Origin of the sequence: Gilliamella sp. wkB112 (assembly GCF_001690685.1) — a bacterium.
Classification (GTDB): domain Bacteria; phylum Pseudomonadota; class Gammaproteobacteria; order Enterobacterales; family Orbaceae; genus Gilliamella; species Gilliamella apicola_J.
The window spans coordinates 76,810-89,591 of the sequence record NZ_LZGL01000007.1 but is presented as its reverse complement, the minus strand read 5'-3'; the positions used below and the strand labels follow the sequence as shown (position 1 = coordinate 89,591).

At 33.6% G+C, this 12,782-nt stretch carries 11 protein-coding genes; 4 read left to right on the top strand and 7 right to left on the bottom strand.

The genetic code is table 11. The features are described from left to right. Positions 1–8: 8 nt before the first annotated feature. A complete protein-coding gene (locus A9G12_RS02110) occupies positions 9–398 on the top strand; it encodes a GNAT family N-acetyltransferase (RefSeq protein WP_065564234.1) in 390 nt (129 codons plus the stop codon). 166 nt (positions 399–564) lie between these two features. Here A9G12_RS02110 and A9G12_RS02105 read toward each other — a convergent pair whose 3' ends face one another. The 5 genes from A9G12_RS02105 to ltnD are packed head-to-tail and all read right to left on the bottom strand — an operon-like array spanning position 565 to position 5,559. After that, on the bottom strand, positions 565–1,905 hold the full coding sequence (locus A9G12_RS02105; protein WP_065564233.1) for a GntP family transporter: 1,341 nt from the start codon (positions 1,903–1,905) through the stop codon (positions 565–567). A 60-nt stretch (positions 1,906–1,965) separates the two neighbouring features. Further along, a complete protein-coding gene (gene otnI, locus A9G12_RS02100) occupies positions 1,966–2,763 on the bottom strand; it encodes a 2-oxo-tetronate isomerase (RefSeq protein WP_065564232.1) in 798 nt (265 codons plus the stop codon). Positions 2,764–2,765: 2 nt separating this feature from the next. Next, positions 2,766–3,389, bottom strand: coding sequence for a 3-oxo-tetronate 4-phosphate decarboxylase (gene otnC, locus A9G12_RS02095; protein WP_065564231.1), 624 nt, complete (start codon positions 3,387–3,389; stop codon positions 2,766–2,768). Next, positions 3,390–4,652: a 3-oxo-tetronate kinase gene (gene otnK / locus A9G12_RS02090; RefSeq protein WP_065564230.1), complete on the bottom strand. Its 1,263-nt coding sequence runs from the start codon at positions 4,650–4,652 to the stop codon at positions 3,390–3,392. Position 4,653: 1 nt separating this feature from the next. After that, a complete protein-coding gene (ltnD, locus tag A9G12_RS02085; RefSeq protein ID WP_065564229.1) occupies positions 4,654–5,559 on the bottom strand; it encodes an L-threonate dehydrogenase in 906 nt (301 codons plus the stop codon). Between the two features lie 308 nt (positions 5,560–5,867). Here ltnD and A9G12_RS02080 point away from each other — a divergent pair, with 308 nt between their 5' ends. After that, positions 5,868–6,626, top strand: coding sequence for a DeoR/GlpR family DNA-binding transcription regulator (locus A9G12_RS02080; protein ID WP_065564228.1), 759 nt, complete (start codon positions 5,868–5,870; stop codon positions 6,624–6,626). 455 nt (positions 6,627–7,081) lie between these two features. Here the strand turns inward: A9G12_RS02080 and A9G12_RS02075 are convergent, their stop codons facing one another. After that, entirely contained in the window at positions 7,082–8,530 is a 1,449-nt protein-coding gene (locus A9G12_RS02075; RefSeq protein ID WP_065564227.1) for an APC family permease, read from the bottom strand. A 202-nt stretch (positions 8,531–8,732) separates the two neighbouring features. Further along, complete coding sequence (gene adhP / locus A9G12_RS02070; RefSeq protein WP_065564226.1) at positions 8,733–9,767, bottom strand: alcohol dehydrogenase AdhP; 1,035 nt, start codon at positions 9,765–9,767, stop codon at positions 8,733–8,735. 424 nt (positions 9,768–10,191) lie between these two features. Between adhP and A9G12_RS02065 the strand changes: the two genes are divergently transcribed. Together A9G12_RS02065 and A9G12_RS02060 are read left to right on the top strand one after the other, a co-directional pair. Then, positions 10,192–11,787, top strand: coding sequence for an ABC transporter substrate-binding protein (locus A9G12_RS02065; RefSeq protein WP_065564225.1), 1,596 nt, complete (start codon positions 10,192–10,194; stop codon positions 11,785–11,787). Positions 11,788–11,802: 15 nt separating this feature from the next. Further along, positions 11,803–12,780, top strand: a complete 978-nt coding sequence (locus tag A9G12_RS02060; RefSeq protein WP_065564224.1) for an ABC transporter permease — start codon at positions 11,803–11,805, stop codon at positions 12,778–12,780. The last annotated feature ends 2 nt before the right edge of the window (positions 12,781–12,782 follow it).

The window sequence follows — 12,782 nt, the reverse complement described above, 5'->3', positions numbered from 1 at the left end:
TGATAAAGATGAGTCAAATTAATCCTGAAAGCATTTTGGTAAATGAATATATTTGGCTAAAACCGCCAGCTAAAGAATATAGCCAAGCTTTATATAATGTCATAAGCTTTAATCGGATTGATAGTGCTAATAAAACAGCTTATATCGGTTATTGGTTAGATAGCCGAATACAAGGCCATGGTATAATGACTCAAGCACTTCATGCCCTAACTAAATATTATGCTGAAGGCCGAATCATTAAACGTTTTGTTATTAAATGTTCAACAGACAATAGCAAAAGTAATCAAGTGGCCAAAAGATGTGGATTTAGTTATGAAGGAACTCTTAAGCAAGCGGAATATTTAAACGGAATTTATCATGATCAGAATATTTACGCTTTGATATCTTCTTATCTCTAAATTTATCGGCAACTACTTACCAAAATTTTAATAACATATTATGACTAAAAGTTTTTTACAATTAGAAAACCAATGATAGTTGATTTTCTAATTGCTTTAATAATATAAATTTTTAGTTTAAATGGTAACTTATTGAACATTAAACCTAATTAATATCCAGCTTATCCTAAACAAAATACCAAACTAACCATGTAAGCAAGAAACCAGTTAAACCTAATACTGTGGTCAACACAGTCCAAGTCTTTAGTCCATCTGATACTGATAATCCAAGATATTTAGTCACAACCCAGAAACCAGCATCATTAACATGGGATAATCCTAATCCACCAAAACAAGTTGAGATAGTTATAAGTGCTATTTTTACTTGGCTCAATTCTGCTGTCGATTCTGCAAGTAAACTACTTGTAGTGATAATCGCAACAGTTGCAGATCCTTGAGACGCGCGTAATGCCAATGACATAAGAAACGCAGCAGGAATAAGAGGTAAATTAATTATATAAAGCGCATCCGCTAATGACTTACCGATCCCTGATTCAATCAATACTTTCCCAAAAATACCACCACCACCAATAACAAATATGATAGTTGCAATACCTGGTAAAGAATGATCCATAATTTCACTACATTTTTTAATCGACCATTTTTGTTGACGCCCAATAAAATAACAGGCCAAGAAAATTGCAATCAATAAAGCAATCCCTGGTGCACCAATTAAACCTAAATAGCGACTAAGCTCTGTATCTCCCATTAAGTAATTACTTACAGTTCCCATCATAATTAATAAAATAGGGGCGACAATTAAAGCAACAATAGTATAAGCATGCGGAGCCGATTTTAGATTATCTGCATGTTTAGTGTTACTCATTTCATTAAGAATTTCTTCGTCAATTTTATAGTCTTTTCTATTTAGAAATTTTGCATAGTAAACTCCAACAACAGCAACAGTAATAGCAATTGTTAATGCAATCATTGTTTGCAATCCCATATCGGCTTTAAGATTACTAATTGCTGCAACAGGTCCTGGGTGTGGTGAAAGTACGACATGTACAGTTAACATTGCTCCGGAGACGGGTAAACCAAATTTAACAGGAGACAAATTATTGATTTTCGCAAATCCATAAATTATAGGAATAACAACAATGAATCCTACTTCAAAAAATACAGGAATTCCTAGAATAAACGCCGCAATAGTAAGAGCAGCTATAGTTCTTTTTTTCCCTAATTTATTTGTAAAATATTGTGCCAGTGAATAAGTTCCCCCTGAATGTTCAATTAGTTTTCCTAACATAGCACCTAGACCAATAATTAGTGCTACATGTCCAAGTAAGCCCCCCATACCTGAAGTTATTATAGACCAAATTTTATTTGCAGGAATACCGGTTGCAAGAGCAACAAACAGACTAACTAACAATAATGCAATAAAAGGTTGTACTTTAAATTTAATAATCAAAACTAACAGCAATAGAATACCGATCACCGCTATGGTGAGTAATATCGAGATGGACATTTTTTACTCCTATATGTATTGATTTGGCAAGAGAATACCTTTTCTCTTTGAACGAGTATGTTAAGTTCTAGGCACTATGTTCTTTAACCACAGAAGCCCATCTTGAGTATTAGCTCGTGGGTTATATTCACAGCCAATCCAATCAGAATAATTATTTTGTTCAAATAGATTAAATATATAAGCGTAATCAATTTCACCTTCATCAGGTTCATGTCTATCAGGAACTGAAGCAATTTGAATGTGTTTGATTTTATCTTTCATTTGTTCAAACAACCGTGTGATATTTCCATCGACATTTTGAGCATGAAATACATCAAATTGAATGAAAACATTTGGCCGATTAATAAGTTTTACTAGCTCAGCACTTTGGAATTGACTAGAAAATAAGTAATTAGGTTTTACAATTGGACTTAGTGCCTCTAATACAATAGAAATATTATGTTTTTGGTAAAGTTCAGCTGCATAACGAACATTATCAATAAAAGTTTGTTGGTATAAAGCATAATCAGCATCAGGAGGCACTACAGCGGCCATTAAATGAATGGTCGGGCATTTTAGTGCTATTGCATAATCTAAAGCTGTGTGGATATTTTCTCTTGCGTCCTTTTCCCGTCCTGGAATAGCATTTAATCCCCATTCACCTTTTGATATATCACCCATAGCACTATTAAATAGAACTAATTGTAAATTATTTTGTTGTAGTTGTTTTAACAACTCTTCTTTGGAATATTCATATGGTGATAAAAATTCAACTGCTTTAAAACCTGCTTTAGCTGCAGCACTAAAACGTTCTAAAAACGGTAACTCTTTAAACATCATAGTTAGATTTGCTGCAAATTTACATTGAGTTCTAGACATAATTATTTCCTTAGTTCGTTAATCTCATCTTCTGTCAGATAGTTAATTTTTTGATCTTTTAAGATAAAAATTAGTTTTGCTGTTTCTTCTAATTCTTCATAATTATTAGTGGCTTCTTCTAAGTTCTCTCCAATGGTTACTGCTCCGTGATTTGCTAATAAAAAAGCTTGATGATTCAATGCTAGTGACGCTAAATCAGTTGCAATGCGGATATCACCTGGTTTGTAATAAGGGATTACTGGAACATTGCCCATTCTCATTACGACATAGGGAGTAAATGGCTTAATAGCATTTTGGTGATTAAGATCTTGCAGACATGAAAGCGCTGTTAAATAAAGGCTATGTAAATGAACTACAGCTTTACATTTAGGATTATTGTTATAAAGTCCGAGGTGAAATTTAACTTCTTTTGAAGGTTTCTTACCACTAATAAATTCACCTGAAAGTGTCAGCTTAGACAAGTCATTTGGTTGTAATCTACCCAAACAAGATCCCGTTGGTGTCGCCAAAATTGTGTTATCATCAAGAAGTAAGGACATATTACCTGCCGAGCCGGTAGCATAACCTCTTTGGAAAAGAGATGAAGCAATATCAATCAATTGTTGTCTAGCTTGTTGTTCAGTCATTTAAAACTCCCCTTGTGCTTTTACAAAAAAAGTTTCATCACCAAAATTACCTGATTTTAATGCTAAAGATATTGGTTTATTAATTGCTCGAACCCAAGGAACACCGGGAGCAATTGTCGGACCGATATAAAAACCATTAACATTTAATGCTTGAGCAACAACGCCTGACGTTTCTCCTCCTGCAACTATATATTTATCGTAAGATTTTTTTTCTAGAGCAATAACTAGTTTTTCAAAAAAAGCTTCAATTGCTTTACTAGACTTTTCAATTCCCCATTTTTGTTGAATCGCTTTCAATTCTGTAGTATCAGTTGTAGCATAAATTAGTGGAGCATTTTTTTGTTTATTATTTTTATCTATCCAATCAATAACGACCTGACAATAGTCTGATAATTGATTAACACATTTTTCAACATCTAATGCATATGTGGGCGCTATTTTTTTATAGAACATAACTTGTTTATTAGTCATTAATGAACAAGAACCTGATAATAAAATTGTTTTACTTCCTTGTGGCCTACCTAGTGCTTGTGTTTGCTTGAGATCAACTTCTTTTTTAACAAAGTTTTTGGCAATACCAATTGCTAAACCTGAACCACCTGTGACAAGTTTTAGATCACTAACAGCTCTTCCTTGAGATATTAGATGATCTTCATTTAGTGTATCTAAAACAGCGTAGCGATAATTTTGTTGTTTTAATGCTGTTAATTGTTGTTTAATAGCGTCATCACCTTTTTCCATTATAGAATAAGGAACTAAACCACATTTCCCTGATGATTGCTGCTCCATCAAACGAATCAAACTACTTTGCGTCATAGGATTAATTGGATGATTTCTCATACCTGAATCTGATAACAATTGATCCATGACAAAAAGATAACCTTGGTAGACTGTTCGTCCATTAACAGGCAATGATGGCGATATAATCGTAAAAGATTCACCTAATTCATTTAATAGAGCATCTGTTACAGGACCAATATTACCGGTGGGTGTACTATCAAAAGTAGAACAATATTTAAAATAAAATTGAGAACATCCTTGTTTTTTTAACCATCTTATAGCTTCGATTGATTGTTTGACGGCAATATCAACTGGGCAAGAACGTGATTTTAAACTTATTACAATTGCCTCAGTACTATCATCAATAATAATAGGTTGTTTAGGGATGCTATTTAATTGAATAGTGGGCATACCATTATTGACTAAAAAACTAGCAATATCAGTTGCTCCTGTAAAATCGTCTGCTATGACACCTAAATGCATATTATTCTCCTTTTTTAGCTGGTAAGTTAATCCCAGAAAAAACTTTAATTACTGCACTATCATCTTCCTTACCATGTCCGGCATTACTGGCTTCAGTAAACATATTTAATGCTGTACTTGCTAATGGTAATGGGAATTTGAGAGACTTAGCTGTGTCATTAACAAGTCCAAGATCTTTAACAAAAATATCTACAGCTGATTTAGGCGTATAATCGCCATCAACTACATGTTTCATGCGGTTTTCAAACATCCATGAGTTCCCTGCGGCGTTGGTAACAACTTCATACATAATTGAAAGAGGGATATTGGCTCTAGCTGCTAATGCCATAGCTTCCGCTCCAGCGGCAATATGTACTCCGGCTAAAAGCTGATGAATGATTTTTACTGTTGAGCCTAACCCTATTTCAGTACCTATGTTATAAACATGTGAAGCAATAGCATCATGTACAGGTTTAATTTTTTCAAATGTACTTTTTGCCCCTGATGCCATAATGGTCATTTCACCATTAGCCGCTTTAATTGCCCCGCCAGATACTGGTGCATCTAACATAATCAACTGGTATTTTTGTAGATTTAAATCAATTTCTTTTGCGTCTCTTGCTGAAATTGTAGAAGAAACCATAACGATGGTATTTGGTTTTAAATGTTGAGCTAGTCCGTTATCACCAAATAAAACCTGTTTTACTTGCATAGCATTTACTACTAATAAAATAACCACATCAAGTTCTTTAGAAAAACTTATTGCTGTTTCTTCGGATTTTACTGCACCTGCCTCAATAAGTTTTTTACGGGCATTTGGATTTAAATCTACCCCATATGTTTTAAAACCAGCTTTTATACAGGAAAGAGCAACCCCCATTCCCATTGAACCAAGACCAACTACACAAACAGACATAGAGTTATTCATAATGTATTCCTTTTATTATTAATCATTGTTAATTAAAGTTATATTATGTTATTTTTTGTTAAATTGAATGTGATTATTTTCATTTATGTGATCTATTTCACATAAATTAACATAATATAACTAATTGATTAAAAATAATGATTATTTAGGTTTAGAAATGTAAAATAATGTATATATACCATTATGCTTTAAATTTAATTACAAACCAGTTGCTGTTATAGTGAAAAAATTTGATCTGCTTTAGGTTTAAGCAAACTCAACCTGTAACTGAATTACAATGATTTTTTATATAAAAAGGTAAAGTGATTATGATTCCTTCAGAAAGACAACAAAGAATTATTGATCTTGTTGCTAAAAAAGGAGTGATTAGTATAAATTTTTTAGTCGAAACGTTAAATGTATCGCATATGACGATTCGCCGTGATATACAAAAACTTGAAGAAAAAGGAATAATTATGCCTGTTTCTGGTGGTATTCAGTCATTGGAGAAACTTCCTTTTGAACCATCTCATATAAAAAAATCACAAATGTTCGAAGAACAGAAGGATAAAATAAGTCAATGTGCTGTTCAATATATCCCTTTAAATGCTTCTATTTATCTAGATGCAGGGACGACTACATTAGCAATTGCGAAACAAATAACACATAGGGCCGATTTAATTGTTTTTACCAATGATTTTGTTATTGCAAATTATTTAATCGAATATGGTTGTTGTAAAATTATTCATACTGGAGGAACAATTTGCCGAGAAAATTACTCTAGTGTTGGTGAGTTTGCCGCACGAATGTTATCCGAAATTTATGTTGATATTGCATTTATTTCCACGTCATCATGGAGTTTACAAGGTCTTAGTACCCCTGATGAAAATAAAATTGCCGTTAAAAAAGTGATTGCTAATTCTAGTGGTACTCGAATTTTAGTTACTGACTCATCAAAATATGGCAAAGTTGCCACTTTTTCAGTTTTACCACTAAAAATATTTGATGTTATCATCACTGATTCAAATTTATCTGAAAATACTATTAAAGCAATGAAAGAACAAAATTTGGTTATTAAATTAGTTTAACAGTTGCTCATAAATATATTGCTCAAGTTAGTTTGTTAAACAACAAATACAATTATTACGTCAATAGAAAGATTAACAATAAATGATTTTATATCAAAATAAAGCTTAAATTTTATTTTTCAAAATTATTACTTATCTATTTAAACAAGTCTTTTTAAAAACCTTATATAAAGCTATTAGAGAGAAATATTTACTCCTCATAGCATAACTCAACTATGGTAAAGACGAAGGGAAACAACCATATTTAATACTAATGCAATAATTTATACCAAAACGCATAGCACTCCTGAAACATTTTTACAACAATACATCGTTTTATTTAAATATTTCCTAAAAATGCTTAAATAACAATTGCATCCTTATAAAAGTAATAACTTAAAAAGCTGATCTAAAATTCAACTCTAATCTAGTGCCGTTTTGCCAACTTATGTTGGCAATAACTATTAAAATATAATTCATTTACTTATCAAGTTGCCATAGAGTATTAATAATGCAATAGCGATTACTACACCAATAGCAATTGAATATCTAGTTTTAATTTTATACTTTTTAATTTCCCCTAGAGCTATCTCAACACCTTTGTTTTTATTATCATAGTAATAATAAACGGGTAAGCCAATTAAAGTTAGAATTATTGAGGCAATACCATTTATGGTTTGATACACTAGCATGCCATAAATAACATAAGCTGCACCTAAAATGGCAATAATGGGAATAATTGGATAACCAATAACTTTATAAGATCTTGGGACGTCAGGATATTTTTTTCGTGCAATGATTACGCCAACAAAAGTTAGCAAATAAAATACCCAAATAGAAAACATTGATATTTCTGATAACCGATCAGCATCGAGCAAGGCTGAATATAAAAAAGCAAAAATAACTAAAATAACAATGGCATTAACTGGAGAACGGCTATCATCATCAAGCGTGCTTAAATAGCGAGCTCCAATAATGGTTCCTCGTTCCCCCATACTAAAAATAGTTCGTGATAAAGTCATAATATAACCATTAATACCACCTAAAATAGATACCATAATCCCAACTGCGACTAAATTGCCACCTAGATGCCCAAACATACGTTGTGACGCAACCGCTGACGCATCATGCCCAAGAGAAACCATTTCTTGGACAGGAAAAATTTTAAATAATGCGATATTAATACAGGCATACACAATGACTAAAAAGATAATGCCAAAAATAATCGCTTTGGGTAATACTTTGGCAGGATTATTTATTTCACCAGCGACCGACGCAACCTGCGCCCAACCATCATAAGCGAATAATGTAGCTAAAATGGCCACGGCAAAAGGTGCATAAGTTTCAATACCCTGTCCACTGGCACTAAATAATGCCACTTCTCCATTACCTTTCCATAATCCAAAGATTGCCAATAATAGAATTGGGATCAGTTTACACACAGTAGCAATAGTTTGCAGGTAACCGGCTTGTTTAACACCAATAGCATTAATACAAGCAATAAAACCTAATACGCCGGCGCTAACAGCCATTCTATAAGCATCATCAATATTGAATAATAAACAAAATACCGAACTAAAATAGCCAACTAATGCACCAACCAAAGAAGGTGCGAACAACACTGTAATCATCCATCCATAAAGATGAGAAACTTTGGGACCATAAATTTTTTCAAGATAAACCAGCAAACCACCTGTTTTAGGGAACATTACGCCTAACTCACAAAGTGTTAATCCACCACAAATTGAAAAAATCCCACCGATTATCCAAGCTAACAATGCGTAATTATAATCACCGGCAACTTCTAGTACCGCCGGGGGTTTCATAAATGCTCCTGCACCTAAAACCATACCAACAACCAGTGACAATGCCGAAACAATACCTAGATCTTTCCGCAATTTATTTTCTAAATTGTGATCTGACATTAAAAAAGCCCCTTTGATATATATAAATTTATTTATGAAAATTCTGCTTATGATAGGGTTTTATTTATAAAATACAAGCAACATTGATATTAATTAGAAAAAAGCTTCATAAACGATATAGATAAAGATATTTTATAAAAATTTCTTACAAAAAAACCAGCTCAAGGCTGGTTTTATAATAAAGAATATTGATTAAATATAGCTATTTATTTTTCTTCATTTTCATATCAACAACCATACGACCGCGAATTTTACCCGCTTTCATTTCTTCAATCATATCGTTAATATCTTCAAGTGGACGTTTTTCAACGATTGGCACAACTTTACCTTCAGCACTAAATTGGAATGCTTCAGCTAAATCTTCACGAGTACCAACTAATGAACCTAACACTTGAATACCATCTAATACTGTTCTTGGAATACTAAGATCCATAGTTTCAGATGGTAAACCTAGCGCAACTACTCGACCTAATGGGCGCACGGAATCAATTGCTTGATTGAATCCTGTTTTAGTCACAGAAGTTACTACTGCTCCATGGACGCCTCCACCCGTATGTTCTTTAATGTAGGCACCAACATCAGCAACTTTTTTAGGATTTACTACTAAATCAGCGCCAAGGTTTTTACATAATTGTAATTGACTGTCACTATTACTGATAGCAACAACTTTGTTGTTAAATACTTTTTTACCGTATTCAACAGCAAGGGTTCCTAGTCCACCAATACCAAATACCGCAAGCCATTGCCCTGGTTTAGTATCGGCAACTTTGATACCTTTATAAGTAGTTACACCTGCACAGGTCACACTAGTTGCTTGTGCTGGATCTAACCCATCAGGTACTTTAACCGCATAATCAGCTTTGACAATACATTGTTCTGCCATACCACCATCAACGCTATAGCCAGAATTTAATACATTACGGCAAAAGGTTTCATTACCTGAAATACAAAACTCACAAGTTCCGCAACCAGCATGGAACCACGCAATACTAACGCGGTCACCAACTTTAAGACTTTTTACGTCAGGGGCAATTTTAGTTACAATACCTACCCCTTCATGACCAATAACTCGTCCTGGTTTTTTGCCAAAATCACCCGCCGCGACATGGAGATCTGTATGACAAAGACCACAATACTCAACATCAACTAAAGCTTCCCCAGCTTCTAGTGGACGTAATTTAATGTCTTTGATTTCAACTTGTCCATCGCATTCTTGTTTAATAACGGCTGCTTTCATTTTTTTCTCCTAAATAATTACAAAAATAAAATATATCTATCTCTATTTTAAACCAATTTTTTTAAAAAAATATGAGTAATTTCACACTTTTAGGAAATTTAATGACTATCTAATAATCTATTATTAAAACATATGCTTTACCTGAAACTTCTTAACAAAATAAGATCATATTAAATTGTTAGATAAGCTTATCGTTATAATGACTAAAATGATGAATCGATAGTAACTAGTTATATTAGTTATGCTTTTCAGGACAAGGAAATACACAGTAAATAGTATCAATTATCTATATAACTAAAAGTAATATAAATATTAATAATAGGTATTTCTCATTTCAATTCAAAATTCTTATAGTGAAATTGAAGAAAATTTATTCTCTATATAAATTTTTTGTATATGGCAGCATTTATTATGAGGATGACACATGAAAATATCTAATTTTAAACAAGCATTAATTTCTGTCTTTTTTACCATTTTGTTGCCATTTTATGTTATGGCGAATAATAATCCACAATATGGTGGTACTTTAGTTGTTCACTATTCTGGCGAACAACGTGTACTTAATCCCGCATTACGAGCTTCAACCGGAGTTTATGAAGTATCAGGGAAAATAGTCGAATCACTCGTTGATCTTGATGCTGATGGAAATGTTGTTCCTGTTCTTGCTACATCTTGGACATCATCTCCCGATGGCAAAACTATCACCTTTAAATTACGTGAAGGAGTAAGATGGCACGATGGCAAACCCTTTACCTCGAAAGATGTACAATATAATGCAATGGAATTTTGGAAAACAAGGTTAAATTTTTCAACAGCATTACAACTCAATTTAACTTCAGTAGATACACCCGACGATTATACCGCGATATTTAACTATTCTCGCCCGATGCCATTAGATCTATTGTTACGTGCATTAGTTGATCTTGGTTATGTAGTACCTCGTCATTTATACCAAGGAACCGATATTTTAAATAATCCATATAATACCGCTCCTGTCGGTACTGGACCATTTAAATTTGTTGAATATCAACGTGGACAACACATTATTGTTGAGCGTAATCAGGATTATTGGCGAAAAGGCTTTCCTTATTTAGACAAAATCGTCTGGCGCATTATTGATGATAAATCTTCGGCTTCAGCCGCGCTTGAAAGTGGACAAATTGACTTAAGCGCCTATTCAAAACTTAGCCTTGCGGATATTGATCGCTTTAAACAAAATCCTAAATTTGAAGTGCTAACAAAAGGCTCTCAAGCTAATATTTTTAATAATACACTTGAATTTAATTTTAGAAATCCAATTATTGCCGACTTAAATGTCCGTAAAGCTATTGTGCAATCACTTAATATTCCGTTTTTTGTAGACGATTTTTTATATGGGTTAGGTAAACCCGCTACCGGAATTATTCCTTCATCCTCAAAAAACTTTTACCCAAAAGATAGCAAGATTGTTTATCCTTTTGATAAAAAGAAAGCTGAAGCATTATTAGATCAAGCTGGTTATAAACGAAAAGCCGATGGTAACCGTTTTAATCTAAAATTAGTTCATATCAATAATGGCGAAGATGTACCACTATTTGCTACGTTTATTCAGCAATCTCTTGCTGAAATTGGCATAAATGTCACCATCGTTAATCATGATACCGCTGGTGCTTTAAATGCTGTTTATAAACAACATGATTTTGATTTGGCTACAGGTTGGCATCAATACCGAGGTGATCCTGCAGTGTCCACAACAGTTTGGTTACGTTCAGGTAGCCCAGATGGTGCGCCATGGACCAATCAATACGGATGGCAATCGGATAAAGTCGATCAATTAATCGATAATGCCGCGACCGAAATCGATCCAATAAAACGTAAAGCGCTATATAGCCAATTAGTTGATATTGTCAATGAAGAACTACCATTATGGTTTGCAACTGAACGTGATTTTATTTCAGTTGTGAGCACCAAAGTACATAATCATCATAATACAGCACGCTGGCCTTCTAGTAGCTGGTTTGATGTTTGGATCGAAAAATAGTGTAAGGAAATGATAATGACGCATTTACTCACTTTAGCAATTAGACGATTAATCACGACTATTCCAGCTCTGCTTATTATTTTAATTGGGCTATTTTTACTATTACAATTAGCACCAGGTGATACAGTAGATGCGTTACTCGCTCAAATTGGTGGCGCTGAATCTAGTGTGATTGATGAAATGCGTCATCACTATGAGCTTGATCAATCCGTAAGTTCACGTCTTTTAAATTATCTATGGCGACTAATTCATTTAGATTTGGGACAGTCAGCAATCTATAATAAACAAGTCAGTCATATGATTTTAGAGCGATTACCAGCTACCCTATTATTAATGAGTTGCGCTATGTTGTTAGCTTTTTCATTTGGCACAATACTTGGCATCTTATCGGCTCAAAAAGTTAATCATTGGCAAGATTCTGTCATTTCAGTATTAGGGCTAATATTTTACTCTACCCCATCATTTTGGCTCGCATTAATGGGGATTGTCTTTTTTTCCATCTATTTAAAGTGGCTGCCACCTAGCGGCTTTGGTAGTGTTGGTGAATCATTAACCGGTATTAATGCCATACTTGATATTGCATGGTATTTAATCCTACCAACAATAACACTAGCGCTTGTTTATTTAGCCATCTATTTGCGTATCATGCGTGCCTCATTACTGGAAGTATCTACACTAGATTTTGTTAAAACGGCAAAAGCTAAAGGTTTAACCACTCGCAAGGTATTAGTTAATCATATTTTACGAAATGCTATGCTACCCATGGTTACACTAATCGGTTTACAAGCAGGCACCATGCTAGGTGGTTCTGTTGTGATTGAGACAATTTTTGCTATCCCGGGACTAGGACGTTTAGCTTATGATTCAGTAGTACAACGAGACTTAAATACTTTGTTAGGTGTAGTCTTTGTGTCGGCAATATTAGTCATCGTCATTAATTTTATCGTCGATATCCTTTATGCAAAACTCGACCCTCGTATTATAGGACAATAAAT